The sequence below is a fragment of the Kitasatospora indigofera genome, from assembly GCF_014655955.1.
In the GTDB taxonomy this organism is placed as follows: Bacteria; Actinomycetota; Actinomycetes; order Streptomycetales; family Streptomycetaceae; genus Kitasatospora; species Kitasatospora indigofera.
In genome coordinates this window covers 1-26,853 of sequence record NZ_BNBO01000052.1, presented here as the reverse complement: position 1 = coordinate 26,853, position 26,853 = coordinate 1, and the positions used below count along the sequence as shown (strand labels likewise).

Annotated in this window: 22 protein-coding genes; 12 read left to right on the top strand and 10 right to left on the bottom strand. The window is 75.8% G+C overall.

Features of this window, described 5'->3' with window-relative positions; genetic code table 11:
- The first annotated feature begins 330 nt into the window (after positions 1-330).
- Both IE329_RS31295 and IE329_RS31290 read left to right on the top strand, forming a co-directional pair.
- Positions 331-1,884 carry a S8 family peptidase gene (locus tag IE329_RS31295; protein WP_190214388.1) on the top strand — a complete coding sequence of 518 codons (1,554 nt, stop codon included), beginning with the start codon at positions 331-333 and terminating at the stop codon, positions 1,882-1,884.
- Positions 1,885-1,997: 113 nt separating this feature from the next.
- Positions 1,998-2,429: a PPOX class F420-dependent oxidoreductase gene (locus IE329_RS31290; RefSeq protein ID WP_190214387.1), complete on the top strand. Its 432-nt coding sequence runs from the start codon at positions 1,998-2,000 to the stop codon at positions 2,427-2,429.
- Positions 2,430-2,497: 68 nt separating this feature from the next.
- Here IE329_RS31290 and IE329_RS31285 read toward each other — a convergent pair whose 3' ends face one another.
- Positions 2,498-3,718, bottom strand: a complete 1,221-nt coding sequence (locus IE329_RS31285; RefSeq protein WP_190214386.1) for a D-alanyl-D-alanine carboxypeptidase family protein — start codon at positions 3,716-3,718, stop codon at positions 2,498-2,500.
- 596 nt (positions 3,719-4,314) lie between these two features.
- Between IE329_RS31285 and IE329_RS31280 the strand changes: the two genes are divergently transcribed.
- From IE329_RS31280 to IE329_RS31270, 3 genes are all read left to right on the top strand, one after another.
- The gene (locus tag IE329_RS31280; RefSeq protein WP_229927915.1) at positions 4,315-8,391 is read left to right on the top strand and encodes a Pls/PosA family non-ribosomal peptide synthetase; all 4,077 of its coding nucleotides are present in this window, start codon (positions 4,315-4,317) and stop codon (positions 8,389-8,391) included.
- A 296-nt stretch (positions 8,392-8,687) separates the two neighbouring features.
- Positions 8,688-10,037 carry a M1 family metallopeptidase gene (locus IE329_RS31275; protein WP_190214385.1) on the top strand — a complete coding sequence of 450 codons (1,350 nt, stop codon included), beginning with the start codon at positions 8,688-8,690 and terminating at the stop codon, positions 10,035-10,037.
- A gap of 55 nt (positions 10,038-10,092) precedes the next feature.
- A complete protein-coding gene (locus IE329_RS31270; protein ID WP_190214384.1) occupies positions 10,093-10,539 on the top strand; it encodes a nucleoside deaminase in 447 nt (148 codons plus the stop codon).
- 67 nt (positions 10,540-10,606) lie between these two features.
- Here IE329_RS31270 and IE329_RS31265 read toward each other — a convergent pair whose 3' ends face one another.
- Positions 10,607-11,002, bottom strand: a complete 396-nt coding sequence (locus IE329_RS31265; RefSeq protein WP_190214383.1) for a nuclear transport factor 2 family protein — start codon at positions 11,000-11,002, stop codon at positions 10,607-10,609.
- Positions 11,003-11,127: 125 nt separating this feature from the next.
- On the bottom strand, positions 11,128-12,342 hold the full coding sequence (locus IE329_RS31260; protein WP_190214382.1) for a DUF6777 domain-containing protein: 1,215 nt from the start codon (positions 12,340-12,342) through the stop codon (positions 11,128-11,130).
- A 550-nt stretch (positions 12,343-12,892) separates the two neighbouring features.
- Between IE329_RS31260 and IE329_RS31255 the strand changes: the two genes are divergently transcribed.
- Positions 12,893-14,275, top strand: a complete 1,383-nt coding sequence (locus IE329_RS31255; RefSeq protein ID WP_229927914.1) for a streptophobe family protein — start codon at positions 12,893-12,895, stop codon at positions 14,273-14,275.
- Positions 14,276-14,360: 85 nt separating this feature from the next.
- Here the strand turns inward: IE329_RS31255 and IE329_RS31250 are convergent, their stop codons facing one another.
- The 4 genes from IE329_RS31250 to IE329_RS31235 form a co-directional block, all read right to left on the bottom strand.
- Positions 14,361-15,365 (bottom strand): serine/threonine-protein kinase, encoded by a 1,005-nt coding sequence (locus IE329_RS31250; RefSeq protein WP_190214416.1) that lies wholly within the window; start codon positions 15,363-15,365, stop codon positions 14,361-14,363.
- Between the two features lie 86 nt (positions 15,366-15,451).
- Positions 15,452-16,078, bottom strand: coding sequence for an SH3 domain-containing protein (locus IE329_RS31245; RefSeq protein WP_190214381.1), 627 nt, complete (start codon positions 16,076-16,078; stop codon positions 15,452-15,454).
- A gap of 111 nt (positions 16,079-16,189) precedes the next feature.
- A complete protein-coding gene (locus IE329_RS31240; RefSeq protein ID WP_190214380.1) occupies positions 16,190-18,529 on the bottom strand; it encodes an ABC transporter ATP-binding protein/permease in 2,340 nt (779 codons plus the stop codon).
- A gap of 37 nt (positions 18,530-18,566) precedes the next feature.
- A complete protein-coding gene (locus tag IE329_RS31235; protein WP_073927957.1) occupies positions 18,567-18,821 on the bottom strand; it encodes a LapA family protein in 255 nt (84 codons plus the stop codon).
- Positions 18,822-18,966: 145 nt separating this feature from the next.
- Here IE329_RS31235 and IE329_RS31230 point away from each other — a divergent pair, with 145 nt between their 5' ends.
- Entirely contained in the window at positions 18,967-19,482 is a 516-nt protein-coding gene (locus tag IE329_RS31230) for a DUF309 domain-containing protein (RefSeq protein WP_190214379.1), read from the top strand.
- Between the two features lie 98 nt (positions 19,483-19,580).
- Here the strand turns inward: IE329_RS31230 and IE329_RS31225 are convergent, their stop codons facing one another.
- Both IE329_RS31225 and dhaM read right to left on the bottom strand, forming a co-directional pair.
- A complete protein-coding gene (locus tag IE329_RS31225; protein WP_229927913.1) occupies positions 19,581-19,877 on the bottom strand; it encodes an HPr family phosphocarrier protein in 297 nt (98 codons plus the stop codon).
- A 130-nt stretch (positions 19,878-20,007) separates the two neighbouring features.
- On the bottom strand, positions 20,008-20,400 hold the full coding sequence (gene dhaM, locus IE329_RS31220; RefSeq protein ID WP_190214377.1) for a dihydroxyacetone kinase phosphoryl donor subunit DhaM: 393 nt from the start codon (positions 20,398-20,400) through the stop codon (positions 20,008-20,010).
- A gap of 57 nt (positions 20,401-20,457) precedes the next feature.
- Here dhaM and IE329_RS31215 point away from each other — a divergent pair, with 57 nt between their 5' ends.
- The 5 genes from IE329_RS31215 to IE329_RS31195 all read left to right on the top strand — a co-directional run bounded on the left by IE329_RS31215 (position 20,458) and on the right by IE329_RS31195 (position 26,051).
- Positions 20,458-21,237: an IclR family transcriptional regulator gene (locus tag IE329_RS31215; protein WP_190214376.1), complete on the top strand. Its 780-nt coding sequence runs from the start codon at positions 20,458-20,460 to the stop codon at positions 21,235-21,237.
- Between the two features lie 312 nt (positions 21,238-21,549).
- On the top strand, positions 21,550-22,314 hold the full coding sequence (locus IE329_RS31210) for an MIP/aquaporin family protein (protein WP_190214375.1): 765 nt from the start codon (positions 21,550-21,552) through the stop codon (positions 22,312-22,314).
- A complete protein-coding gene (gene dhaK / locus IE329_RS31205; RefSeq protein WP_190214374.1) occupies positions 22,311-23,309 on the top strand; it encodes a dihydroxyacetone kinase subunit DhaK in 999 nt (332 codons plus the stop codon). Before IE329_RS31210 ends, dhaK begins: the two co-directional genes overlap by 4 nt.
- A 277-nt stretch (positions 23,310-23,586) precedes the next feature.
- Positions 23,587-24,210 carry a dihydroxyacetone kinase subunit DhaL gene (dhaL, locus tag IE329_RS31200; protein WP_190214373.1) on the top strand — a complete coding sequence of 208 codons (624 nt, stop codon included), beginning with the start codon at positions 23,587-23,589 and terminating at the stop codon, positions 24,208-24,210.
- Positions 24,207-26,051: a putative PEP-binding protein gene (locus IE329_RS31195; RefSeq protein WP_190214372.1), complete on the top strand. Its 1,845-nt coding sequence runs from the start codon at positions 24,207-24,209 to the stop codon at positions 26,049-26,051. Before dhaL ends, IE329_RS31195 begins: the two co-directional genes overlap by 4 nt.
- Before the next feature lie 268 nt (positions 26,052-26,319).
- Here IE329_RS31195 and IE329_RS31190 read toward each other — a convergent pair whose 3' ends face one another.
- Positions 26,320-26,589 (bottom strand): GlsB/YeaQ/YmgE family stress response membrane protein, encoded by a 270-nt coding sequence (locus tag IE329_RS31190; RefSeq protein WP_190214371.1) that lies wholly within the window; start codon positions 26,587-26,589, stop codon positions 26,320-26,322.
- Positions 26,590-26,853 lie beyond the last annotated feature (264 nt).

Below are 26,853 nucleotides of genomic sequence, written 5' to 3'. Positions count from 1 at the left end.
CCGGGAGCGTGCGGGCGTCCCCGCACGCGGGATTGCGCCGCCGGCCGCACGCCCGGCCCGGCGCGGTCGGCGGCCCGGAGTCCGGTCGGGTCGACCCGGCGGGCCGGGCGTGCGCCGGGGGCGGTACCGGCGTACGGGTGCATTCGCGGGACGGGTGGCCGACCGGGGACGCCCCCGTCCGCCCCGGCCCGGGCCGGTGAGCCCGCCGCACCCTTGTCCATGCACTGATGATGCGTCAATCTTGTTCTGTAGATACCAATTTGACGGACATTCAGAATCCATTCCCGGCGTTGGCGCCGGGTGGGTCCGGTCCGGAACCGAGGGGGGCCGATGGCGGCGAGGCGGCATGTGTACCGGGGACTGGCCGCGGTGGCGGCGGCGTTGGCACTGGGCGCGGGCGGCGCCCTGCCGGCCGCGGCGAGCGCACCGGAGGGCGTGGTGCGCAGCGCCGGGGCGCCCGGCACGATCCCCGGCAGCTACCTCGTCCTGCTCAAGGCCCAGGACGGCAGGACGGTGGCGGGGCAGGGCGCGGCCCTCACCGCCCACCACGGAGGCAGCGTCCGGCGGACCTTCGGCTCGGCGCTGCACGGATTCTCCGCCGCGCTCTCCGAACGGCAGGCCCGCCGGCTGGCCGCGGATCCCGCCGTCGCCGAGGTCGTGCAGAACCGCAAGGTCTCCCTCGAAGGGAGCCAGCCGGCGCCGCCGTCCTGGGGGCTGGACCGGATCGACCAGAAGCGCCCGCCGATGACCGACCGCTTCGACTACCCGGTCACCGCCGGCCGGGGCGTCACCGCGTACATCGTCGACACCGGCGTCCGGATCAGCCACGAGGACTTCGGGGGCCGGGCCTCGTACGGCTTCGACGCCGTGGACGGGGACGCCGAGGCCGACGACGGCCACGGGCACGGGACCCACGTGGCCGCCACCGTGGCCGGTGCCGGCCACGGCGTGGCCAAGCAGGCCTCGGTGGTCGCGGTCCGGGTGCTCGACGACGGGGGCGAGGGGAGCATCGAGGGGGTCGTCGCGGGGCTGGACTGGGTGACCGCCCACGCCGTCAGGCCCGCCGTCGTCAACCTGAGCCTCGGCAGCGACCCGGACGACGTGCTGGACGCCGCCGTCCGCAACTCCATCGCCACCGGCCTGACCTACACCGTCGCGGCGGGCAACGAGGGCGTCGACGCGTCGGAGCACTCACCCGCGCGGGTGGCGACGGCCATCACCGTCGGGGCGAGCGCGAGCAACGACCGGGCCGCCTGGTTCTCCAACTACGGCCCGCTGGTGGATCTCTACGCCCCCGGGGTGGACATCACCTCGGCCGGGAGGGCCTACGACGAGGACTCGACCACCATGTCGGGCACCTCGATGGCCGCGCCGCACGCTGCGGGCGCCGCCGCCCTCTACCTGGCGGACCACCGCACGGCCACCCCGGCGCAGGTGGCCGCCGCGCTGACCTCGTCCGCCACCGTCGGGTCCCTGCACATGCTGCCCGAGGGCACGCCCGACCGGCTGCTGTACACCGGGGCCCTCCCCGCCCGCCCGGCCGGTCCGCGGTTCACCTACGACGTGGACGTCCCGGTCGAGGAGGCCCCGGTCGAGTCGCGGCTGACCGTCACCGGCGTTCCCGGGCGCGGGCCGGCCGACCTGGACATCGCGGTCGACCCGCACCAGTGGGCGGACGACCTGGTGCTGGACCTGATCGCGCCCGACGGCACCGTCTTCCGGCTCAAGGACGTGGACTTCACCGACGGGCTGGACGGCGGCATCCACACCGTCTTCGGGATCGACGCCTCCGCCAGGACGGCCAACGGCGTGTGGCGGCTGCGGGTGGCCGGCGGATCGGAGTACTTCGCGGGGTACCTCGACAGCTGGGCCCTGCAGTTCTGAGAAGGGCCGGCCGCAGCGGCGGGGGCCGCCTCGCGGCCGGCCGGTCCCGGGCCGGTGCGGCGCGTGCTCCCCGCCGGGAATAGCGGCCGTCCCGTGGCGACTTGTGCACTGACATGACAGCCATCACGTTCGACCCGCGCACGCTGCTCGGGGAAAGCCGGCTCGGGGTCCTCGCCACCATCAAGTCGGACGGCCGCCCCCAGCTGTCCCCGGTGATGCCCTTCTACGACCGGCAGGCCGAGGTGCTCTACGTCTCGATGACCGAGGGCCGGGCCAAGACGGCCAACCTTCGACGGGACCCGCGCGCCGCGCTGGAGGTCACCAGCCCCGACGGCCGCTCCTGGGCCACCGCCGAGGGCGAGGTGACGCTCACCGGGCCGGGGACGGATCCGCACGGCCCCGAGGTCGAGGCGCTGGTGAGCTACTACCGCACCGCGGCCGGGGAGCACCCGGACTGGGACGAGTACCGGGCGGTGATGGTGGCCGACCGCCGGGTGCTGATGACGATGAAGGTCGACCACGTGTACGGGCAGCAGGCCGGCTGACCCGGCGGGGCGGCCGCCGGCGGGGCCTCCACCAGGAGGTCCCCCGCCCGCGGCCGGGGCCCCGGCCCTCAGTCCCGTTGCAGGAAGGCCGCGACCCGGGCCCGGCGCCGCCGCCGGGCCTGCTGCCGCCGCCACTGCCGCAGCGTCAGGACGACGAGCCCGGCGAGCGGCAGCGCCAGCAGCGCGCCCCATCGGGCGGTCAGTCGCGCGCCGGCCAGGGCGGGGTGCTCCGTGGGCCGCTGCACCGGGCCGGCCGGGCCGCCCGCCGTCGGGGTGTGCACGAGGGAGCCGACCGGGGCGACCCGGGCCCGCGCCGCGAACCCCCAGTCGAGCAGTTGCCGGGTCTCGTTGTAGACGGCGTTGGACTTGCCGCTCTGCGGGTTGAGGACGGTCGCGACCAGCGTGTGGCCGTCCCGGGCGGCCGCCGTGACCAGGGTGTTCCCGGCCTGCGCGGTGTAGCCGCTCTTCCCGGCGACCAGGCCGGGGTAGCGGGTGACCCCGTCGGTGCCGGCGAGCAGCCGGTTGCCGTTCTGGATCTGGAAGGACGGGGCCGGTGCGCCCTTGGCGTCGCGCCCGCCGGGGAACTGGGCGACCCTGGTGGCGGAGTAGCGGGTGAAGTCCGGGTTGGCCAGCGCGGACCGCAGGATCAGCGTCAGGTCGTAGGCCGAGGACACCTGGCCGGGCGCGTCGTAGCCGTCGGGGGAGACCACCTCGGTGTCCCGCGCGCCCAGCGTGTCGGCCCGCGCCTGCATGGCCGCGACCGTCGCGGTGACGCCGCCGTTCATCACGGCGAGCGTCCGGACGGCGTCGTTGCCCGAGCGCAGCAGCACCCCCAGCCACAGGTCGGAGACCTTGTAGGACTGTCCGGCCTGGATGCCGACCAGGCTGCTGCCCGCGCCCAGGCCGGTCAGCTCGGCGGCGGTGACCTTGTGCACGGTGTCCGGCGCCTGCCTGGGCAGCAGCGCGTCGGCGAAGAGCGTCTTGAGGGTGCTGGCGGGCGGCAGCGGCCAGTGCGCGTTCTTCGCCGCCAGGACGTCCCCGGTGCCGATGTCGCTGATCATCCAGGCGAGGGCCGACAGCTCGGGCAGGGTGCCGGCGCCGGCCTGGTCGACCTGCACGCCGGGCTGCCCGAGCCGGGCCCCGCCGACCACGGACATGCCCGGCGGCGGCTGGCGCGGCGGCTGGCCCTCGGCCCTGGCGGGCGCGACGGGCAGTACGGCGAGCACCCCGGCGCCCAGGGCGACGGCGGTGCGGAGCGGGAGGGTGCGGGGGAGTCCTGGGCGGCCCATGCACCACGGTAGGAACGCGCCGCGGACACCCGCAGCGCCGACTGCGCCACCCGGCGTAATCGCGGCCGCCCCGGGCCTGCGGCCGCCCCGGCGCACCCGCTGTGGGGCCGGCCGGCCGCCGGGCCCCGCCGCCGGGGCCGTACGCCGCGGCCCGGCCGGCCTGGGGGCCGACCGCCCCCAGGACGTGGCCGGAGTGATCGGGGGCCGACTCAGAGTGGCGGCGGGGGTCTCGCGCCGGGCAGGAGTAGGGTCGGAATGGCTCGGTTCGTCCGGGCGGGTGGCCCGAATGCCCCATCCGGGTGTGGCATGGGTCACGGCGTCGAAAATCGTCTGACGGACCGTCAAAACACCTGACGCACAGTCATATCACTTGTGCGACAGGGCATACATGGGCTGATGGATCGTCAGATCCGATTGATCGGGCGCCAGTTGACTGCATCGCCGACCGGCCGCGTCGATCACGGCCGGGCTAGTATCGATCGGGTTGCCCTGCTCCGGCCTGGAGCGGAGCGCCCGGCCGGACGCGTTCTCGCAGTCCTCGAAGGCCTGGCACCGGTCCGTCGGCCGGCACGAGGGACGAGGAGCGAACCGCTTTCATGACGCACAGTCTCACACCGCAGAGCCTGGGCAAGCCGGGCCTGGACGGGCCGGACCCGGGTACGCCGGAGCTGAAGCCGCTCACCGTCGCACGGCTCGGCCTGGCGCCGCTGGACCTCGCGCCGCACGGGCCCGCCGCACCGGCGGAGGCCGCCCCGGCCCGGCCCGGCGAGGCCCCCTCCGGCGCGCCGGAGCAGGCCCCGGGGGCCGCGCCGGTGCCCGGCGGGCCCGCGCTCTTCCCCGGGCGTCCGGCCCCCGCCCCGCGGACCCTGGTGGACCTGCTGGACGCCACCGTGCGGACCCACCCGAACGAGCCCGCCCTGGACGACGGCCGCACCGCGCTCAGCTACCGGGCGCTGGCGGCCGAGGTCGAGACCATGCGCAAGCGGTTGGTCGCGGCGGGTGTGGGCGTCGGCGACCGGGTGGGGGTGCGGGTTCCTTCGGGTACCAACGACCTGTACGTCTGCATCCTCGCCGTCCTCGCGGCCGGCGCCGCCTACGTCCCGGTGGACGCCGAGGACCCGGACGAGCGCGCCGCCCTGGTGTTCGGCGAGGCCGCCGTCAGCGCCGTCCTCGGCGCCGGCCGCAGCATCACCCCGACCGGTCCGCGCACCGGCGCCCCGTCCGCCGAGGGCGCCCCGGCCTCGCCCGGCCGGCCGGGCCCCGGCGACGACGCCTGGATCATCTTCACCTCCGGCTCCACCGGCCGGCCCAAGGGCGTCGCCGTCACCCACCGCAACGCTGCCGCCTTCGTCGACGCCGAGGCCGCGCTCTTCCTCCAGGACGAACCGATCGGCCCCGGCGACCGGGTGATGGCCGGGCTGTCCGTCGCCTTCGACGCCTCCTGCGAGGAGATGTGGCTGGCCTGGCGGCACGGCGCCTGCCTCGTCCCGGTGCCGCGCTCCCAGGTGCGCAGCGGCGCCGACCTGGGCCCGTGGCTCGCCGAGCAGGAGATCACCGTGGTCTCCACGGTGCCGACGCTGGCCGCGCTCTGGCCGGCCGAGGCGCTGATCGAGGTCCGGCTGCTGATCTTCGGCGGCGAGGCCTGCCCGCCCGAGCTGGTCCAGCGGCTGGTCACCGAGGGTCGCGAGGTGTGGAACACCTACGGCCCGACCGAGGCCACCGTGGTCGCCTGCGCGTCCCTGATGACCGGCGACGGCCCGGTCAGGATCGGCCTGCCGCTGGACGGCTGGGAGCTGGCCGTGGTCGACGAGGCCGGCGACCCCGTCCCGATGGGCGCCACCGGCCAGCTGGTGATCGGCGGCGTCGGCCTGGCCCGCTACCTCGACCCCGAGAAGGACGCCGAGAAGTACGCCCCGCTCAAGTCGCTCGACTGGGAGCGGGCCTACCGCAGCGGCGACCTCGTCCAGGCCGAGCCCGAGGGCCTGCTCTTCCTCGGCCGCGCCGACGAGCAGATCAAGCTCGGCGGGCGCCGGATCGAGCTGGGCGAGGTGGACGCCGCCCTGCAGGCCCTGCCGGGCGTGGCCGGCGCCGCGGCGGCCGTCCGGACCGCCCGCGGCGGCAACCAGCTGCTGGTCGGCTACCTGGTCACCCAGGAGGGCTGGGACCACGCCGCGGCCGTCGAGCGGCTGCGCGCCGGGCTGCCCGCCGCCCTGGTACCGCTGCTCGCCCCGGTCGACTCGCTGCCCACCCGTACCTCCGGCAAGGTCGACCGGGCGGCGCTGCCCTGGCCGCTGCCCGGCCTGGAGACCGGCGGGCCCGCCGAGCGGCTCTACGGCACCGAGGCCTGGCTGGCCGAGCAGTGGAGCGAGATCCTCGGCGTGCAGGTGACCGGCGCCCAGGACGACTTCTTCGCGATCGGCGGCTCCAGCCTGGCCGCCGCGCAGCTCACCACCCTGCTGCGGACCCGCTACCCCTCGGCGGCCGTCCTCGACATCTACCAGCAGCCGGTGCTGCGCAAGCTGGCCCGCCACCTGGAGCGCTCCGCCCAGGGCGACGGCGCCACCCGCGTCATCGCCCCCGTGCCGGCCCGCGCCAAGGTCCTCCAGCTGCTGCTGATGCTGCCGCTGTTCACCCTGGTCGGGCTGCGCTGGACGACCGCCCTGCTGGCCCTCGGCAACGTGCTGGCCCGGTTCGGCGGCTACCCGTGGGCGCCCACCGCCTCCTGGTGGGCGGTCGGGGCGGGCGCACTGCTGCTGTTCAGCCCGCCGGGCCGGCTGGCCCTCTCGGCCGGCGGCGCCCGGCTGCTGCTGCGCGGCCTGCAACCGGGGACCTACCCGCGCGGGGGCAGCGTCCACCTGCGGCTGTGGACCGCCGAACGGCTCGCCGAGCTGAGCGGGGCGACCTCGCTGTCCGGCGCCTGGCTGGTCCGCTACGGCCGGGCACTGGGCGCCCGGATCGCCCCCGAGACCGACCTGCACTCGCTGCCGCCGGTCACCGGCATGCTCCGGCTCGGCCGGGGCTGCGCCGTCGAGGCCGAGGTCGACCTCTCCGGCTACTGGCTGGACGGCGACCGGCTGGAGATCGGCACCGTCCGGATCGGTTCGGGCGCCGTGGTCGGCACCCGCAGCACGCTCTTCCCCGGCTCCCGGGTCGGCAAGCGGGCCGAGGTCGCGCCCGGTTCGGGCGTCACCGGCCAGGTGCCGACCGGCCAGCGCTGGGGCGGCGCCCCCGCCAGGAAGCTCGGCAAGGCCGACCGGAGCTGGCCGAAGCAGCGCCCGCGGCGCCGCGCCCGCTGGGCGGCCGCGTACGGCGCCAGCGGCCTCGGCCTGAGCCTGCTCCCGGTGCTCTCCTCGCTGGCGGCCCTCGCCGTGGTCAGCGGCTTCGTCCGGCCCGGCGACAGCCTGGCGGAGGCCCTGCGCGGCGCGCTGGTCGCGCTGCTGCCCGCCACACTGGCCTTCGGCCTGACGTACGCGGTGCTGCTGGTGGCCGCCGTCCGCCTGCTGAGCGTGGGCCTGCGCCCCGGCCACCACCCGTTGCACGGCCGGATCGGCTGGCAGGCCTGGACGGTCAGCCAGCTGATGGACCTCGCCCGGGAGACGCTCTTCCCGCTGTACGCGGGCCTGGTCACGCCGCTGTGGCTGCGCGCGCTCGGGATGAAGGTCGGCAGCGGGGCCGAGGTGTCGACGGTGCTGGCGCTGCCCAGCCTGACCACCGTCGGTGACGGCGCCTTCCTGGCCGACGACACCCTGATCGCGCCGTACGAGCTGGGCGGCGGCTGGCTGCGGCTCGGCGAGGCCGAGGTCGGCGAGCGGGCCTTCCTCGGGAACTCCGGGATGACCGCCCCGGGCCGGGCCGTCCCGGACCGGGGCCTGGTCGGCGTGCTGTCCGCCACCCCGAAGAAGGCCAAGAAGGGCAGCTCCTACCTCGGCATGCCGCCGATGCGGCTGCCGCGCTCCGCCGACGCCGGCGACCAGAGCCTCACCTACGACCCGCCGGCCCGGCTGCTCTGGGCCCGCGGGCTGGTCGAGGTCTGCCGGCTGGTGCCGGTGCTGGCCTCCGCCGCGCTGGGCGTGCTGACCCTGGCCGGGCTGGCGTGGCTGGCCCAGGCGGGCTCCGCGCTGCTGGCCGCGCTGCTCTCCGGGGTGCTGCTGATCGCCGCCGGCACGGTCGCCTGCCTGGTGTCGATCGCCGCGAAGTGGGTGCTGGTCGGCCGGTTCCGGGCGGTGGAGCACCCGCTCTGGAGCGGTTTCGTCTGGCGCAACGAGCTGGCCGACACCTTCGTCGAGGTGCTGGCGGCGCCGTGGCTGATCGGCGCCGTGCCCGGCACGCCGGTGCTCAACCTCTGGCTCCGCGGCCTGGGCGCCAAGGTCGGCCGGGGCGTGTGGTGCGAGAGCTACTGGCTGCCCGAGGCGGACCTGGTCACCCTCGGTGACGGGGTGACGATCAACCGCGGCTGCGTCGTGCAGACCCACCTCTTCCACGACCGGATCATGCGGATGGATACTGTGATCCTCCGCGAGGGCGCCACGCTCGGCCCTGGCGGGATCGTCCTGCCCGGAAGCACCGTCGGGGCCCGCAGCACCCTGGGGCCGGCCTCGCTGGTGATGCGGGCCGAGTCCGTCCCGCCGGACACCCGGTGGCTGGGCAACCCCATCGAGGCCTGGCAGGCGTAGCAGGCCCTCGCGGACCGCGGGGGCGTACGACGGCGCCGCCCCCGGCACGCCGCCGTGCCGGGCCGGGCACCGCCCGGCTCCACCGGCCCCGCACACCGCACCCGCAACCCCGAACACACCCGCCACCCCCGAGCACGCGCCAAACCTGGAGCAGACCCGCGATCTGGATCACACCCGCCCCACAGGGCACACTGGCAGACCGGAGCGCACCCGCTCCACCGGCATCCAGCACACCGCACGCGGTTCACCGCACGCCGCACATCGCAGGTCAGAGAACGCAGGGAGCGTACGAACCGGTGAGTCCCAAGCAGCTGCCCGCCCCCGGCGTGGACACCTACTTCCCGGGACACGGCGACGCCCGGTACCGGGTCCACCGCTACGAACTGGCGCTGGACTACCGGCCCGGCCCCAACCGGCTCGGCGGCACGGCGCGGCTCAGCGCGGTCGCGGGCACCGAGCCGCTGCGCGAGTTCGCGCTCGACCTGGCCGAGTTCCGGATCGGCCGGATCCTGGTGGACGGGCGGCCCGCGCACTACACCCACCGGGCCGGCAAGCTGCGGATCCGGCCGGCCAAGGCCCTCGCGGCCGGCGCCGCCTTCACGGTCGAGGTGCACTACACCGGGAACCCGAAGCCGGTCCGCAGCCAGTGGGGCGGCCTGGGCTGGGAGGAGCTGACCGACGGCGCGCTGGTCGCCAGCCAGCCCGTCGGCGCGCCGTCCTGGTACCCCTGCAACGACCGGCCCGCCGACAAGGCCTCGTACCAGATCTCGATCACCACGCCCTCGCCCTACACGGTGATCGTCGGCGGCCGGCTGCTCACCCGCACCACCCGTGCCTCCAGCACCACCTGGGTCTACGAGCAGGCGGCGCCCACCTCCAGCTACCTGGTGACGGTCTCGATCGGCGCGTACGAGACGCTGCGGGTCACCGACCCGGCCGCGGGCGCCGAGCCGCTGCGCCGGGTGCCGCAGACCGCCTACCTGCCCACCCCGCTGATGCCGCGGTTCACCCACGACTTCGGCCGCCAGCCCCAGATGATGCACCTCTTCGAGGAGCTCTTCGGCCCGTACCCGTTCGGCGAGTACGCGGTGGTCGTCGCGGACGAGGAGCTGGACGTCCCGTTCGAGGCGCAGGGGGTGTCCACCTTCGGGACCAACCACCTGGACGGCGTGCGGGGCTCCGAGCGGCTGGTCGCCCACGAGCTGGCCCACCAGTGGTTCGGCAACAGCGTGACGATCGCCGACTGGCGGCACATCTGGCTGAACGAGGGCTTCGCCAAGTACGCGGAGTGGCTGTGGGCCGAGCGCTCCGGCGGCCGGACGGCGGCGCAGCACGCGGCCACCGCGCACGCCAAGCTGGCCGCGCTGCCGCAGGACCTCCGGCTGGCCGACCCCGGCAAGAAGCTGATGTTCGACGACCGGCTCTACGAGCGCGGCGGGCTGACCGTGCACGCGCTCCGCTGCGCACTGGGCCAGGAGGCGTTCTTCCGGATGGTCAAGGACTGGACGGCGATACACCGGCACGGCGTGGTCAGCACCGCCGACCTGGTCGCGCACGCCGGGCGCTACACCGACCGCCGGCTCGACACCCTGCTGAACGCCTGGCTCTGGCAGGGGCCGCTGCCCCCGCTGCCGGTCGCCACCTGAGACCCGGGCCGCCCGGCGGCTTGCGCCGGCCCGGCGGCCCCGGGACAGTGGCGGGATGACGACCGACGAGCGGGCCATGCTGGCGGTGGCGCTGGAGGAGGCCCGGCGCGGTCTCGCCGAGGGCGGGATCCCGGTCGGCGCCGCCCTCTTCGGCCCCGGCGGCGTCCTGCTGGGCCGGGGCCGCAACCGCCGCGTCCAGGACGGCGACCCGTCCGTGCACGCCGAGACGGCGGCCTTCCGGGCGGCCGGCCGGCTGCGCGGCTACGCCGGGACGACCATGGTGACCACGCTCTCGCCCTGCTGGTACTGCAGCGGTCTGGTCCGCCAGTTCGGCATCGGCCGGGTGGTGGTGGGCGAGGCGCGGACCTTCCACGGCGGGCACGACTGGCTCGCCGACCACGGGGTGCGGGTGACGGTGCTGGACGACGAGGAGTGCGCCGCCCTGATGCGCGGCTTCGTCGCCGAGCACCCCGAACTCTGGTCCGAGGACATCGGCGAGTAGCCCCGCCGGCTCCCGTGCGTCCCTCCGACCGCTCCGTCACGACCGGACGGCCGTGCCCCGGGCGGTGTCAGGCCCAGAACCCGTCGGCGATCTCCAGGTCCTCCACGCATTCGTCCAGGTCGGTGACCTTCTCGCCGATGATCCGGAACATGATCCCGCCCATCGCGTCCAGGCTGTGCCCGCCCCGGGTCGCGGTGGCCCGGTGCACCGACATCACGTGCCCGCGGCCGTCGACGAACAGGCGCTGCAGCTCGACCCGGAAGGTCCCCGCGGTCTGGAGGCCGAGCTGCTGGTAGTAACCGAGGACGGCGTCCAGCCCCTTGTAGTCGCCGGACAGGGTGTGGGTGCCGGGGACGTGGTGCGTGGCGTCCTTGGCGATGATCTCGGACATCGTCTGCATGTCCCCGCGGGAGAACGCCTCGTACCCTCTGCGGACCAGTGCGACGTGCGGGTGCTCGGCCATGGGAATCCGTCCCTTCAGCGCGGTTCGTCCGTTCCCTCCAGCTTGGCACCTGCCCGGCCGGCCAACCACCGCTCGCCGCCCCCGGGCGGCGGGGGCGGCGAGCGGTGCGGTCCGGTGCGGTCCGGTCAGGCGTCCGCGGACACGGGCAGCAGGGCGGGCGGCGGCGAGGCCGGATCCTGGTCCGAGGTCGAGGTCGCGCTCGCCGTCCCGCCGGCGGAACCGGTGGAGGTGGCCGAGTTCGCCGAGGTGGCCGTCGCCGTCGCGGTGGCCTTCGTGGTGGCGGTCGACGCCTCCGAGGCCGACGGCGAGAGGGTCACCGGCGGCGAGGACTTGCTCGCCGACGAGCCGGCCGAGGAGGAGCCGGAGGACGGCGATCCCGTGGACGGGGTCCCGGTCGCCGGGTTGGAGGAGGCCGACGAGCCGGCCGAGGAGGAGCCGGAGGACGGCGATCCCGTGGACGGCGTCCCGGTCGCCGGGTGCGAGGAGGCCGACGAGGAAGCTGACGCGGAGCCCGACGCGGAGGCCGAGGCACTCGCCGTCGGGGAGGTCGCCGGGACGCCCGGGGCCAGCGGCTCCTTCGGCGCGGGGACGGGCTTGTCCGCCGTGGTCGGGTGGCCCGTCTCGCGGGCGAACCAGGTGCCGGTGGAGACGTTGACCAGGACGATCTGGGTCACCGGGGCCGGCGCGGGCGTCACCACGATCAGCGACGAGGGCTGGAAGGACGACCAGGGCTTTCCGGTGTACGTCACCCCGCCCGAGGCCAGCACCGGCGGGGTCAGCGGGTTCCCGCAGGCGCAGCGGACCCGGGGGACGCCCTGGGAGTCGACCAGCACGGCGGTGCCGGCCTGGAGGACGGCCTGGTAACCGTTGGCGCTGCCGTTCTGGAAGTTGTGGTTGGTGACCCGGGTGTCCGCCCGCAGCACCACCGAGGTGAGCGAGCGCAGGTAGCCCGGGATCGCGGACTGCTCGATGCCCTCGGCGGCGGCCCAGGCCTTGCCCTTGTCGCCGGAGGCCGTCAGGGTGATGAGCTTCTCGACGTCGCAGGCCGGCTTCTTCATCTCGCCGCCGTACAGGCCGGTGGCCGACCCCTGGACGCTGCGGATGGCGGTGGTGCCGGACGGTGACACCTGGCCCGCGCCCTTGGACGCGGCGGAGGCGGCCGGGGACTCCGCGGGCCCGGTCTCGGTGGCCACCGACTCCGTGAACGGGGCCTCACCCGCGTCCGCCGGCGTCTGCAGGGCGACCTCCTTGACGGCGGGGCTGCTGCTGCCGCTCTGGTGAGTGACGATCAGCAGGCCGGCGACCAGCGCCAGCACCGCCGTCCCCGCGATCGGCGCCACCCGGCGCCAGTTCCGCCACCAGGGTGACGGCGGCTGCCCGGCCGGCCCGCTCGGCGGCGACGGCGGGGGGCCGGAGCCCGGGCCCGAACCCGGGCCGGAGCCGGGGCCCGAACCCGCACCCGACGAGGACCCGGAGAGCGGTCCGGAGGGCGGACCGGACGGGGGGCCGGACTGCGTGGGGGAACTCATCGGGTCTCCATTCCGGCGGCGGCCGGGTATCGCTGCCGACAGGCTGATGTCCTGTCCTTTCTGCCCCGGATCATCACCACCCGCAACAGCAAACGGAGTTGGCGGACGGCGGTGCCCGGCCGGAGGCGCTGCCGGCCGACGGCGCAAGCCGTGGAGGCCGAACGGGGCACGCCGGTCCTGGCCGGCGGGCCGCCGGGTGCGTTCGGCCCACAGCGGGCGGGCGGGCCCGCCGGACCTGGGCCACCCTGGATCCACGGGTGGCCGGCGGCGCCGTTCCGGCCGGCCGCCGACGGCTCGACCCGGATCCGCCACCGACGCCACACCGACGCGACACCGACACTCCCGGCCCCCAGGAGCAGGTATGCAGCAGCAGTCCCCGCACGGCCCGGACCGGCCGCCCGGCGAGGCGGTCCCGCCCCGCCGGCCCGGCTCCCCGGGCCTGCTGCGCGGCTGGCTGGACGCGCTGGCGGTGGTGCTCTCCGGGCTGGTGGTGATGACCGCGCTGGCCGCCGGCGGCCTGCTGCTCGGCCGGGCGGACTCGCTCCCGGGTGGCTCGTTCCCGTCCGTGCTGGCCGCGACGCTGGCCCTGGCGGTCGGCGGCAGCGTGCGGATCGACGGCGGTGCGGGCTTCTTCGCCGAGGTGAACGCCGGCATCACGGTGATGCCGCTCTCGGTGGGGCTGGCCGGCGCCCTGGTGATGGTCGAGGTGTTCCTGCGCCAGTTGCGGTTCCGGGCGGTCGCCGCGGGCGGCGAACTGCTCGGGCGGGTGGCGAGGGTGGTGGTGCTCTGGCTGGCGGCGCTCGCGGTGATCGTCGCGGTGGCCCGGCACACCTTCGTGGTGGAGATCGGCGGCGACCTGGCCCGGACCATCGGCGGAGCCCTCGGCCTGACCCCCGAGGTCGGGTTCCACGCGGACGCCCTGCGCACCCTCGGCCTCGGGCTGCTCTGGTTGCTGGTGGTGCTGGCGGCGGCGTTCGCGGTCTCGCGCCGGGCGCCGCTGCCGCGAGCGGCGCTGCCGTACCAGCAGGCCGTCCGCCCGGCGGCCTTCGCGGTGCTGATGGTGCTGCTGGCGTACGCGGTGATCGGGGTGGCGGTCGGGGTGGTCACCGCGCTGGTCCACGGGAACGCCCGGGAGACCCTGGCCGTGGTGCTGCTGGCGGTGCCCAACCTGGCCTGGCCGGCCTTCGGCCTGGGCCTGGGGGCGCACTGGCACGGGCACCTGACCGGCGCGATCGGCCTGCCGATGCCGCCGGTGCTGGCGGACGTGCTGCGGACGCCGGAGGGCGAGGAGGTCACCGTGAGCCTGAGCACCCTCGCCGGGTACGACGGCCGGATCTGGTGGCTCCCGGTGCTGTCCGGGGTGCTGCTGCTGGCCGCCGGCTTCCTGATGGCGTTCCGTTCGCCGAAGGGCGTACGGCTCTGGCAGCACGCCGTGCGGATGGGTCTGGCGCTGGCGGTCACCATGCTGCTGGTCGGGGTGCTGTCCCGGGTCTCCGCCGCGTACGGCCTGGCCGTCCTGGGGGTGGACACGGACGAGGGAGGACTGGGCGGGCTGATCGGCTCGGTGCTGGGGGAGAGCACCGCGCGGAGCCTGGGCAACGGCTCGCTGTCGCTGCAGCCCGAGCTGTGGTGGGCGGTGCTGCTGGGGGCCGGGTGGGGGATGGTGGCCGGTGCGCTGGGAGGTCTGCTGGCGGGCCACGTCCGGCGCCGTGGCGAGGTCGCCGAGCGGGACGGCGGGGGCTGACCGGGCCGGAGCGGTGCCGTCGGCTCGGCCGGCCGCACCCGGCGGTGCGCGGGCCGGTGCCGGCCGCGCGGCGGGTGCGGGTGGCTCAGCTGCCGGGGCCGGGCCGGCCGGGGGCGAAGACGGGCCAGGCCCAGGCGGGCGGCGAGGGCGGCGCGGCCGGCTCCGGCGGCATCCCGCCGGGACGCGCCGCCGCCAGGCCCGGGACGACCTCGGTGGCCGGCCCGGCCGACTGCCAGCGGCCCGGTTCGGCGGGTGCCCCCGTCGTGGCGGCGCGCAGCTCCGCGACGAAGCCCAGACAGGTGTCGTACCGCTCCTCGGGCGTCTTGGCGAGGGCGCCGGCCAGGACGGCGTCCACCGCCGGCGGGAGGTCCGGCCGGAGCGGGGTGACCGGGGGCGGCGGCTCGTTGAGGTGGGCCCAGAGCAGCGCCACGTCGTCCTCGCGCCGGAACGGCGGGGCGCCCGCCAGCATCTCGAACACCACGCAGCCGAGGCTGTAGAGGTCGCACCGGCCGTCCACCGGCCGCCCGGAGATCTGCTCCGGCGCCGCGTAGTCCAGGGTGCCGACGATCTGCCCGACGGTGGTCAGCCCGCTGAGCGAGAGCGACTTCTTGGTGAGCCCGAAGTCGGCCAGGTAGAGGTGCTCCGGGTGCTCGCTGTCCGTTCCCGCAGCGACCAGGATGTTGCCCGGCTTGACGTCCCGGTGGACCAGCTCGTGCTCGTGCGCCGCGTCCAGCGCGGAGGCCACCTGGGCCGCCATCCGGACGGTCTGGTCGGCCGGCAGCGGGCCGTCGCGGTTGAGCAGGGTGCGCAGGTCCCGCCCGGGGACGTAGCGCATGGCGATGTAGAGGATCCCGTCCGCCTCGCCGGCCTCGAAGACGGGGATGATGTTCGGGTGGTCGATCGCGGCGGCGACCTGGGACTCGTGGATGAAGCGCTGGCGGAACACCTCGTTGCGGGCCAGCTCGGGCGCCAGCAGCTTGACCGCGACCGTCCGGCCCAGCCGCAGGTCCTTCGCGCGGTAGACCACGGCCATGCCGCCCCGGCCGCTCTCCCGCTCCAGCTCGTACCCGGCGATCCGGCGGCCCACCATGCCCGCGGGCAGGCTGGGCGAGGGCTCGGTGGTCTTCTCCGGCACCCGTTCGGTCGGCTGGTCCGGCTGCGGCCCCGGTCCGGCGTTCACCGGTCACCCGTCCGGGTGGGTTCGTACCCGGCCGGGCGGCCGCCGCCGGGCGTGGGCGGGCCGCCCGGCGGCGGACTGCTCGGGCGGGCGGGCCCGCCGGGCGCCGGGGCGGGCGGCGGTGTGGCCGGCGCCGACGGGTCGGCGGCCCGGCCGGCCGCGTAGGTCTGCAACTGGAGGCCGTCGCAGTAGCACCAGCGGTCGTGCACGTGGTCGTACACCCAGAGCGACTCCCCGTCGACCAGGACGCCGATCCGCAGCCCCTGGGCCCGGCGCCCGAAGGTCTCCAGGTCGACCCGCCCCTCGGCGAGGTCGTCCAGCAACGCCCGGTGCAGGCCCAGCGCGCGCTCGGCCTCGGCCATCATCGGCCGGGGGTCCGCCGCCCGGCTGAGCGGTCCGGCCGCGGCGCCGGGCTCGGCGGGCAGGGTGATCAGCAGCCGGCCGTCCACCCAGGCCGACCACCCGTTGGAGCAGACGATCCGGCTCCAGTCGCCCTGCCGGTCCAGCAACTGGACCGGCAGCAGCGGGTCGAGCCGGGCCGACGGGTGCGAAGGGTCCGGCGCCGTCCAGGTCGGCATTCCGTCCTGCGGTGCCACATGGGTGGGACGGAACACGAACTCGTTCATACACCGGTCCTATCCATCCGGAGGCCCGTCCGCCACTCGGCACCGGGCAGGCGGGCCCTGCCGCCGAACGGGGCCGCTGCCGGACCCGCCCGGCGGGGCGCCCCGCTCCCGCTACTTCCGCATGATCGCGGGCTCGTGCCGGCGCAGCAGCAGGGAGATCGCGACGGCGAGTGCCAGCGAGAGCACCACCAGCATCCCCATGCAGGTCAGCCAGACCGAGGAGGTGTGGCGGAACAGCGGGTCGGCGGTGAGGTTGGTCGGCAGGATCCGGTGCAGGTCGATGGTGGCGGCCATCGCGCCGAGGCCCCAGCGGGACGGGACCAGCCAGGCGAACTGTTCCAGTCCGGGCACGCCGTGCAGTTTGAGCATGGCGCCGCTGAACACGATCTGGACGACCGAGAGCAGCACCAGCATCGGCATGGTGGCCTCCTCCCGGCTCACCAGGGCGGAGATGAGCAGGCCGAGCATCATCGCGGTGAAGGAGAGCAGGGCGACGGCGAGCGTGATCTCGATCAAGGGGTCGAAGTACAGCCCGCTGCTCACGGCCACGTTCAGGTCGACCCCGAGCAGTCCGACGGTGGTGAGGACGGCCGCCTGGACCACGGTGACCACCCCGAGAACCACGATCTTGGAGACGAGGTAGGCGGACCGGGACAGGCCCACCACCCGTTCCCGGCGGTAGATCGCCGTCTCCTTGATCACTTCACGGACGGCGTTGGCGGAGCCGGTCAGCACGCCGCCGATGCAGAGCGTGAGCAGGCAGTTGAGCGCGTTCTCCGAGGTCAGCCTGGAGCCCGCCATCGCCCGGCACATCGCGCCCACGATGAAGGGCAGCGCCACCATGATGATGAGGAACATCCGGTCGGCGGCCAGCACCGAGGAGTACCGGCGCACCAGCGTGCTGAGCTGGGACCTCCAGCTCTGCGGCTTGGGCGGCGGCGCGTAGGCCTGCGCGGCCGCGGCCGGCGGGGCCGGCCGGTCGACGGCGGAGGCGATGTACTCGCCGTACCGGGAGGACTCCCGGAACCGGCTCGCCCAGGCCCGGTCGTCGTCGCCCTCGAAGGCCTCGAAGGCCTGCGGCCACTCGTCGAAGCCGAAGAAGGCCAGTGCCTCCTCGGGCGGTCCGTAGTAGGCGGTGCGCCCGCCCGGCGCGAGCACCAGCAGGCGGTCGCAGACGTCCAGGCTGAGCACGCTGTGGGTGACCACGACGACCGTCCGGCCGTCGTCCGCCAGCCCGCGCAGCATCTGCATCACCGAGCGGTCCATGCCGGGGTCGAGACCGGAGGTCGGCTCGTCGAGGAAGAGCAGCGAGGGCTTGGTGAGCAGTTCGAGGGCGACGCTCACCCGCTTGCGCTGCCCGCCGGAGAGGCTGGAGATCACCTGGTCGGCCCGTTGGTCCAGGCCGAGTTCATGGATCACCTCGGTGACCCGGGCCTCGCGCTCGGCCTTCGCGGTGTCGCCGGGGAAGCGTAATTCGGCGGCGTAGCGCAGGGCGCGCCGTACCGTCAGCTGGGTGTGCAGGATGTCGTCCTGCGGGACGAGCCCGATCCGCTGGCGCAGCTCCGCGTAGTCCCGGTAGAGGTCGCGGCCGTCGTAGAGGACGCTGCCGTCGTCGGCGGGCCGCAGGCCGGTGAGGGCGTTGAGCAGGGTGGACTTGCCGGCCCCGCTCGGCCCCGCGACGGCCACCAGGGTCTTCTCGCCGACCGGGAAGCTGACGTTGTCCAGCAGGACGCGCTGCTCCTTGCCGACCCGGACGGTGAGCCCCTGGACGTTCAGGGAGACCGAGCCGGTGTCGGCGTACTCGACCAGTTCGCCGCCCTGGAGGCAGAAGGCCGAGTGCCCGATGCCGATGATGTCGGCCGGGCCGACCGGGGCCGCCGTGACCGGGCTGCCGTTGAGGAAGGTCCCGTTGTGGCTGGCCAGGTCGGCGATCTCGTACCGGCCGTCCGGCAGCACGCGCAGTTCGGCGTGGTGCCGGGAGACCACCAGGTCGTCCAGCACCAGGTCGTTGTCGTCGGCGCGGCCGATCCTGATGGTCCGGGCCGGCAGCGGCCGGACCCGGGTCGGCTCCCGGAAGATCCCGGACGCCTCGGGCGCGACCAGCGAGGGCCGCTCGTAGACGGTCGGCTCGGGGAGGCTGCTGAAGCTCGCCGAGGGCCCGTCGGTCGGATTGCCGAACCGCACGGTGCTGCCCGGCTCCACACCCCACTGCCGGACCCGGTGGCCCTCGGCGAAGGTGCCGTTGGTGCTGCCGACGTCCTCCAGCAGCCAGTGCCCGTCGTCCGCCCGCAGCACCGCGTGGTGCCAGGACACCCGGGGATCGTCCAGGACGATCTCGCTGGTGGGGTCCCGTCCGACGTGGTACGCCCGGCTCGGGGCGATCAGCTGCGAGTCGGTGTCGGTGGCCAGGACCAGTGGCGGCGCGCTGGGCGCGCCGGCGCGCTCTCCCATACTCGGAGTCTAGGCCCACCGGCCGCCCGGTGCCCCGTCAGCGTCTCGCCCGGCGGCGGGCGACGAAGAAGCCGATGACCATCCCGACCAGCAGGGTCACCGTCAGCACCACCCAGAGCGGCAGGGTGACGGTGGGGACCCACAGCCGGATCGAGACCGAGCCGGTGTTGGCGGCGATGAACCAGATCGCGAGAACGACGAGGATGCCGATCCCGATCGTGCGCAGCCGTACCGCCCGGCCCTTGACCGTGACCTTCGAGGGTTCGTGCGGAGGCAGGGTTTTCTCAGCCATGGCCCCAGTATCGTGCGAAATGCCCCGCTCGCACCGTTCGGGCGATCTCCCGGCCGCCCGGTGCGGTGACGGACGGGGCCGGTGTTCGCTGTCGGTGTTCGCCGTTTTGCTCCCCGTAGTGGGCGCTTCGTTGGACAATCGGGGCATGAGCGAATCGGTGGGCGAGGGCGGGGATCCGGGGCAGCGGACCGACCGGGATCGTGACGCGGCGGGCCGGGCCCGCAACGCGCGGCCGAGGGACGGCCTCGGGCGGCCGCTGCCGTACGGCGCGGCCGGTGTGACCCGGCAGGAGGAGGGCGTGCCGCGCTCGCCGGAGGAGGCGCTCGCCGAGGCCCAGCGCCTGCTGGACGCCGGGCGGCCGTTCCACGCGCACGAGGTGCTGGAGGACATGTGGAAGGCCGCTCCGGCCTCCGAGCGGCAACTCTGGCGCGGGCTCGCCCAGTTCGCCGTCGGCCTGACCCATGCCGCGCGCGGCAACTCGGCCGGCTCCGGCGCGCTGCTGGCCCGGGCGGCCGAGGCGCTGGCGCCCTTCGCGCGGAGCGCGCCGTACGGGATCGACGTGACCGCGCTGGCCCGCTGGGCCGGTGAACAGGCCACCCGTCCCGCGTACTCGGTCGCGCCGAACACCCCGAGGCTGCGCAGCGGAGCGGCCGGCCGCTGACCGGCCGTTGCCGGACTGCCGGGGTCCCGGGGCTGCCGGCCGGTGACGGCGCGCGTGCCTGCGGCCGGCCGGTGGTGCCTCCTCCGCCGCGGTGGTGCCTACTCCGCTTCGGTGAGGACGAGCGCCAGGGCCGCGACGGCGGCGGCCGCGTCCTCGCCCTCGGCCCGGACGGTGACCTCGGTGCCCCGGGTGGCGCCCAGCCCCATCACGGCCAGGATGCCGGTCGGGCTGACGGACCGGCCGGCGTGCTCGATCCGGACGGTGCTGCGGAAGGCGGCGGCCGCCCTGGCGAGGGCGCCGGCCGGCCGGGCGTGCAGGTTGGCGGGGAGCCGGACGGTCGCCTCGGCGGTCGCCGGCGGGACGGCCGGGACCTGGGCGGGGGCGGGGAGTTCCACCCGGAGGGCTGCCGGTGCTTCAGGTGCTTCCGGTGCTGCCGGTGCTGCCGGGGCGGCGGGGGTTCCGGGCGTGGCGGGTGCGGGCGGTGCGACGGACGCGGGCGGTACCGGCGGTGCGGCGGGCGCGGCCTCAGAACTTCCGGACATCGCGGGCCTCCTCGGCGGCGACGGCGACGGTCTGCAGGTCGGCTCCGACCGAGGCGGTGACGGCGGCGGCCACCGCACCCTCGACGAAGGGGGCGTCCACCAGGACGACGCCCGGACGCGGATGGTCCGCCAGCACCGCACGGGCCGTCAGTACCGAACTGCCGAGGTCCGGCAGCAGCACCACGCCGGCGCCGCGGTCCGCCCGGTCGAGGGCATCGAGAACGAGGTCGTAGCTGGTGCCGATGCCGCCGTCCGCGGTACCGCCCGCGGCGATCACCGGGACGCTGCCGGAGCCGATCTGCGCCAGGAGATCGCGCAGTCCGCAGGCCAGTCCGGGGCTGTGGGACACGAGTACGATGCCGACAGTTTGACTCATGGGCAGATGCTAGATTTTGGAACAGTGTTCTGCAATACCGAAAGCAGGTAAACCCTCATGGTTCAGTCGGTCCACCGGGCGGTCCGTGTCCTTCGGGAGTTGTCCACCGCTGGCCCCCGGCTGGGCGTGACCGAACTGGCCGAGCGGATCGGCATCGCCAAGCCCACCGTGCACGCGCTGCTGCGCACCCTGGAGGCCGAGGGCCTGGTGCGCCAGGACCGGGAGACCGGCAAGTACCTGCTCGGCCCGGGCCTGCTCCAGCTCGGCAACTCCTACCTGGACACCCAGGAGCTCCGCACCCGGTCGGTGACCTGGGCCGACGCGCTGGCGACCGGGACGGGCGAGGCGGTCTGGGTGGCGGTGCTCGCCGGTGACCACGTGCTGGTGGTGCACCACGCCTTCAGGCCCGAGGGGGCCGTGCAGATCCTGGAGGTCGGCGCCAGCATCCCCTGGCACACCTGCGCGCTCGGCAAGGCGGTCGTCGCCTTCCAGCCGTCGTCGCAGCGGACCGCCCTGCTGGCCGGCGAACTGGTCCGGCTGACCGGCCGGACCCTGACCGACCCGGCCGCGCTCGCCGCGCAGTTGGAGGAGGTGCGGGGGATCGGGTACGCGACCGAGGAGCAGGAGGCGGCGCTCGGCGACGCCGGCATCGCCTCGGCCGTCTTCGACCGCTCCGGCGAGGCGGTCGGCGCGATCGGCGTGGTCGGCCCGGTCGAACGGCTGCTGGCGGACGACGCGGTGCGCCAGAAGCACGCGGTGGCCGTCCGCGAGGTGGCCAGGAACCTGTCGCGGGAACTCGGCGCCGGTCGCGGCACCCCCTGGCAGGCCGGGGCCTGAGCCGCACCGGCCGCCCGGCCGGGGATCGTCCGAGGTCGTGGCCCTGCCCGGGCGGCGGCCTCGTCGCCGTGCCCGGGGCCGGGCGCGGCGGGCCCCCGGGGGGTGGCCACCGTGTGTGCAGCGGTGGCTGACAGAGTGTGGACAGGGCTCTTGACACTCCGTGAAACGCGGGCTTAAGTTCCGAACACGTTTCAGGTATGACGAACGGGTTTCCTGAGTATTTCTCCACCCCGGCCAGGGCCCGACCCCTTCTGATCCGCGCACGCGGAGGAGGTGACCGCCCTGTGTCCCGAGCGGGCCGCAGGCGTACCCATGACAGAGAACTCCTTCCCCCAGAAGCTGTTCGCCGAGCTGCTCGGCACGGCCACCCTGGTCTTCATCGGTGTCGGTTCGGTGTCCGCGACGGTGCTCCTCGGTGCTGACGCACCGTTCACGATGGCCCAACTGGGCATGATCGCACTGGCGTTCGCCCTGGCGGTGGTGGCACTGGTGCAGGCGATCGGGCACATCTCCGGCTGTCAGATCAACCCCGCGGTCACCCTGGCGCTCGCCGTCACCGGCCGGATGCCGTGGCGGGAGGTCCCCGGCCACCTGGCGGCCCAGTTCGCCGGGGCGGTGGCCGGCGGCTACGCCGTCATCGCGGTGCTCGGGCACCGGGCGGTGGACGTCGGGCTCGGGGTGGCCGCCTACGGGCCGCGGGTCGGCGCCGGACACGCCCTCGCCGCGGAGGCGATCGGCACCTTCCTGCTGGTCTTCGTGGTGTTCGGCGCGATCGACGCGCGGGCCCCGCGCGGCTTCGCGGGGATCGCCGTCGGCTTCGCGGTCTTCGCGGTCATCCTCCCGGTGGCGCCGGCCACCGGTGCGGCCGTCAACCCGGCCCGCGCCTTCGGCCCGATGCTGGTCGCCGGACTCGGCGGCGGGACGGTGCACTGGGGCCAACTCCCGGTCCACCTAGCCGCCGAGCTGGCCGGCGGGGTGCTGGCGGGCCTCGCGTACCGGGTCCTGAACCGCCGGCCCGCCGCCCGCGGGCCGGCCCCGGTCAGGACCGCCGCCGACGTCGAAGGAGTGCTCTCGTGAAGAAGTTCCTCAACACGCCGGAGTCCGTGCTCGCCGACGCGCTCGCGGGCCTGGCCGCCGCCCACCCGCGCCTCGACGTCGACGTCGAGGCGCGGGTCGTCCGGCGGGCCGGCGCCGGCCGGGCCGGCAAGGTGGCGCTGGTCTCCGGCGGCGGGTCCGGCCACGAGCCCCTGCACGGCGGCTTCGTCGGCACCGGGATGCTCGACGCCGCCTGTCCCGGCGAGATCTTCACCTCCCCGGTGCCCGACCAGGTGCTGGCGGCCGCGACCGCCGTCGACCAGGGTGCGGGTGTGGTCCTGATCGTCAAGAACTACACCGGTGACGTGCTGAACTTCCGGATGGCCGCCGAACTCGCCGCCGACGAGGGCATCGAGGTGCGGACCGTCCTGGTCGACGACGACGTGGCGGTGACGGACTCCACCTGGACGGCGGGGCGCCGCGGCACCGGTGCCACGGTCTTCGTGGAGAAGATCGCCGGCGCGCTGGCCGAGCGGGGCGCCGGCCTCGACGAGGTGGCCGCCGTCGGCCGCCGGGTCAACGAGCTGTCCCGGTCCTTCGCCGTCGCGCTGACCGCCTGCACCACCCCGGCGGCCGGCAAGCCCGGCTTCGACCTGCCCGAGGACGAGATGGAGGTCGGCGTCGGCATCCACGGCGAGCCCGGCCGCCGCCGCGAGAAGCTGGGCACGGCCCGCGAGATCGTCGCCGAGGCCCTGGCGGCCGTCCTCGCCGAGCCCGTGCTCACCGGCACCGACCAGGCCCTGGTGATGGTCAACGGCCTCGGCGGCACCCCGCTGATCGAGCTGTACGTGCTGTTCAACGAAGTCAGCACGCAGCTCGCGGCCCAGGGCGTCACCATCGCCCGCAGCCTGGTCGGGAACTACGTGACCAGCCTGGACATGGCCGGCGCCTCGATCACCGTCTGCCGGGCGGACGAGCAGCTGCTCGCGCTGTGGGACGCGCCCGTGGACACCCCCGCCCTGCGCTGGGGCGGCTGAGACCGGGTGCGTCCGGCCGGTGACCCCCACTCCCGGCCGGGCGCACCCACCCGACCCGCCGCGGCCACCCGGACCGCCGAACCGGCCGGACCGCCGCACCCACCGGACCCGCCCTACCAGCCGGACCGCCGAACCCCGGGGCACCGACGCCCGTACGCCCCGACGGCGTTCCGGGCCCCGGCCGGCCCCCGGCCCGGCCGGTCCCCCTGCGAACCGGCCCCCGTACCGCTCCCCGCGCCGCCCAGCCCGAGCCCGACCAGCATGAAGGAGAACCCCGATGGACATCGCCCTCGCGAGGCACTGGGTGCAGGCCATCGCCGTCGCCATGGACGAGCACCAGGACCGGCTCACCCAGCTGGACTCCGCCATCGGCGACGCCGACCACGGCGCGAACATGCACCGCGGATTCAACGCCGTCCTCGCCACCCAGGTCTCCTACCGGCCCGACTCGGTGAGCCAGTTGCTGGTCAAGGTCGGCACCACGCTGATCTCCAGCGTCGGCGGCGCCTCCGGCCCGCTCTACGGCACCGCGTTCCGGGCCGCCGGCAAGGCCCTGCCCGGCACCGACCCGGACCCGGCCGAGCTGCTCGCCGCCCTGCGGGCCGGGCTCGACGCGGTGCGCGAACTCGGTGCGGCCGCCCCCGGCGACAAGACCATGGTCGACGCGTTCCTGCCCGCCCTGGACGCCTTCGAGGAGGAGGTGCGGGCCGGCGGCGACCTCGCCGCCGCCGCGGCGCGGGCCGCCCGCGCGGCCGAGGACGGCGCCCGCGCCACCGTCCCGCTGCAGGCGCGCAAGGGCCGGGCCTCCTACCTCGGCCCGCGCAGCATCGGCCACCAGGACCCGGGCGCCACCTCCACCGCGCTGGTCTTCGGCGCCCTCGCCACGGCGGCCGCGCGATGAGCCGGCGCTCCTTCGGCGGGCGGGCCGCCTCGGCCGGTGTCGCGCTCGGCACGCTGCACCGCCCGGACCGTCCGCCGGCGCCGGCACGACCGCGGGAGGGCGGGGGCCGGGCGGAGGGTCCGGCTGACAACTGGGCAGACAACTCGGCCGGGAGCCGGACGGAGATTTCGGCCGGGAGCCGGACCGAGGACCGGGGCGGCCGGGGCGGCGCCGGAGCACCGTCCGGGCCCGCCGCTCCCGCCGGCGGGAACGGGACGGCACCCGGGCAGGCCGCGGCCCGCGAGATCGAGGCCGCCTTCGACGCGGTCGCCGAGCACCAGGCCCGGCTCTCCGCCTCGCTGCGGGCCGGCGGCCGGATCGAGCAGGCCGACATCATGGAGGTCGGCGGCTACCTCGCCCAGGACACCGACCTGCGCGCCGCCGCCACCCGCCGGGCCGCCGGGGGCGCGTCGGCCGCCGAAGCCGTCCGGGCCGCCGTCGAGGAGTACGCCCGGGCCATCGGAGCACTGGCGGACCCCACGCTCGCCGAGCGGGCCGCCGACCTCCGCCAGGTCGGCCGCCGCGCGCTGGCCTGGCTCGGCGGCGCCGGCCTCGCCCGACCCGCGGGCCCGCTCGTCCTGGTCGCCCACGAGATCGGTGCGGCCGACCTGCTCGAACCCGGCAGCGAGGTGGTCGCCGCCGGCTCCGTCACCGGCGGCCCCAACTCGCACGCGGCGATCGTCGCCCGCTCGCTCGGCATCCCGCTGCTGCTCGGCCTGGACCCGGCCGTGCTCGACCTGCCCGACGGCGCCGAGACACTCGTCGACGCCGCCCGGGCCGGCCTCACCGTCCACCCCGCCCCCGGCGAGCGGGCCGGCGCGCTGGCCGCGATGGACCGGGCCCGCACCCGCCGGGCCGCGCTGGCCGCCGAACGGCACCTGCCCTGCGAGACCCTCGACCGGCACAGCGTGATCCTGCGCGCCAACGTCGCCACCGCGGCGGACAGCGAGGCGGCGCTGCGGGCCGGCGCCGACGGAGTCGGCCTGCTGCGCACCGAACTGCCCTTCCTGGAGGCCCGCCGCTGGCCCGGGGAGGAGCAGCACGCGGCCGCGCTGGCCCCCGTGCTGCGCGAACTCGCCGGCCGTCCGGTCACCGTGCGGACCCTGGACTTCGCCGACGACAAGGTCCCGCCCTTCCTGGCCGGGGCCGGCCCGGACGGCCGGATCGGGCGCGGCCTGCCGCTGATGCTGGCGCGGCCGGAGGCCTTCACGGCCCAGTTCCGGGCCCTCCTCACCACCGGTGCCGGCACCGACCTGCGGATCATGATCCCGATGGTCGCCGCCCCCGAGGAGCTGCGGGCCTGCCGGGAGCTGCTGCGGGCGGCGGCCGAGTCCCTCGGCGTCCCGGTGCCGCCGCTGGGCGCGATGGTCGAACTGCCCGAGGCCGTGGACCGTGCCGACGAGCTTGCCCGGGAGTCGGCCTTCCTCTCCGTCGGCAGCAACGACCTCACCAGCCGGATCCTCGGGCTCGACCGCCGCGACCCCGCCGCCGGGCCCGCCCACACCGCGCACCCGGAGGTCCTGCGGGCGATCGGGCGGGTGGTCGAGGCCGCCCATCGCCACCGCCGGCAGGTGTCGGTCTGCGGGGACGCCGCCGCCCACCCCCTGGTGATGCCGCTGCTGATCGGTCTCGGCTGCGACGTGCTGTCCGCCGCGCCCGCCGCCCTGGACGAGATCAGGGCCCGGGTCCGCCGGCTCGACGCCGAGGCCTGCGCCCGCGCCGCCCACGAGGCCCTCGTCGCCGGGGGCGTCGAGGAGGTCTGGGCGATCGTCCGACGGCGCTGCTCCCCGGCGCTGCCTTGACGGCGGGGCGGGCCTGGCGTGCACCGGGGCGCCCGGACGTCCGCCAGGCCCGCGGCACGGCGGAGACGGCGGCCGGCCCGGCCCGTCTGCCCGGGCCCGTCTGCCGGGCGCTCTCTGCCACCTGTCCCGCCGCCCCTGCCCACCGCCGGAGGAGGGGCGGACGCGAGCGGCCCGCCGAGCCTGCGTGCGGGCCCGGCGGGCCGCTCCTGACGGCGTGACGGCGTGGCCTGAAACCCGACGGTGGCAGGCCGGGCTTCGGGATTTCCCGTCAGCGTCCGGCTTTTCGGCTGCCCCAGGCCGGGGCGACCAGCGCCACCAGCAGGACGGCGAAGCCGATCTGCAGCGCGTGGCGGGTCCAGTCGATGCCGGAGGTGTGCGCCACCCCGATCCATCCGGCCACCGCGTTGCCGAGCAGGGCGCCGACGGCGCCGAGGATCATGGTCAGCCACCACGGAATGGACTGCGGGCCGCGCAGCAGCAGCTTGGCCAGTACGCCGAGGATGAACCCGATCAGGAGAATCCAGAGCAGTTGGAACACGATTGTCCTCCGGTCCTTGGCCAGCCAGGGCACCGCCGGTGGGCGGCGTGATCACCAGCATCGCGCGGATGGGCCCGTTCGGCATGTCCGGCCCGGCCCGGGCCGCTCCGGGCCGCACCGGACCGCTCCGGGAGTCGGACGGGCCGCCACCAGGTGCGGCCCCCGTGGACGGCCCCCGTGGACGGCCCCGTACGCGGGCTTCGTGGCGCCGGTCCCGGGAACGGCTGAGGGCGCCCCCTGGTGGGGGCGCCCTCGGGCGTTGCG

Excerpts from the sequence above, each read along its gene's own strand:
- IE329_RS31230 (WP_190214379.1), top strand. The coding sequence starts at position 18,967 with ATGAGCGAATCGGTGGGCGAGGGCGGGGATCCGGGGCAGCGGACCGAC.
- IE329_RS31295 (WP_190214388.1), top strand. The coding sequence starts at position 331 with ATGGCGGCGAGGCGGCATGTGTACCGGGGACTGGCCGCGGTGGCGGCG.
- IE329_RS31195 (WP_190214372.1), top strand. The coding sequence starts at position 24,207 with ATGAGCCGGCGCTCCTTCGGCGGGCGGGCCGCCTCGGCCGGTGTCGCG.
- IE329_RS31210 (WP_190214375.1), top strand. The coding sequence starts at position 21,550 with ATGACAGAGAACTCCTTCCCCCAGAAGCTGTTCGCCGAGCTGCTCGGC.
- dhaL (WP_190214373.1), top strand. The coding sequence starts at position 23,587 with ATGGACATCGCCCTCGCGAGGCACTGGGTGCAGGCCATCGCCGTCGCC.
- IE329_RS31245 (WP_190214381.1), bottom strand. The coding sequence starts at position 16,078 with ATGAACGAGTTCGTGTTCCGTCCCACCCATGTGGCACCGCAGGACGGA.
- IE329_RS31250 (WP_190214416.1), bottom strand. The coding sequence starts at position 15,365 with ATGGTGGGCCGCCGGATCGCCGGGTACGAGCTGGAGCGGGAGAGCGGC.
- IE329_RS31235 (WP_073927957.1), bottom strand. The coding sequence starts at position 18,821 with ATGGCTGAGAAAACCCTGCCTCCGCACGAACCCTCGAAGGTCACGGTC.
- IE329_RS31255 (WP_229927914.1), top strand. The coding sequence starts at position 12,893 with ATGCAGCAGCAGTCCCCGCACGGCCCGGACCGGCCGCCCGGCGAGGCG.
- IE329_RS31265 (WP_190214383.1), bottom strand. The coding sequence starts at position 11,002 with ATGGCCGAGCACCCGCACGTCGCACTGGTCCGCAGAGGGTACGAGGCG.
- IE329_RS31215 (WP_190214376.1), top strand. The coding sequence starts at position 20,458 with ATGGTTCAGTCGGTCCACCGGGCGGTCCGTGTCCTTCGGGAGTTGTCC.
- IE329_RS31280 (WP_229927915.1), top strand. The coding sequence starts at position 4,315 with ATGACGCACAGTCTCACACCGCAGAGCCTGGGCAAGCCGGGCCTGGAC.
- dhaM (WP_190214377.1), bottom strand. The coding sequence starts at position 20,400 with ATGAGTCAAACTGTCGGCATCGTACTCGTGTCCCACAGCCCCGGACTG.
- IE329_RS31270 (WP_190214384.1), top strand. The coding sequence starts at position 10,093 with ATGACGACCGACGAGCGGGCCATGCTGGCGGTGGCGCTGGAGGAGGCC.
- IE329_RS31290 (WP_190214387.1), top strand. The coding sequence starts at position 1,998 with ATGACAGCCATCACGTTCGACCCGCGCACGCTGCTCGGGGAAAGCCGG.
- IE329_RS31285 (WP_190214386.1), bottom strand. The coding sequence starts at position 3,718 with ATGGGCCGCCCAGGACTCCCCCGCACCCTCCCGCTCCGCACCGCCGTC.
- IE329_RS31240 (WP_190214380.1), bottom strand. The coding sequence starts at position 18,529 with ATGGGAGAGCGCGCCGGCGCGCCCAGCGCGCCGCCACTGGTCCTGGCC.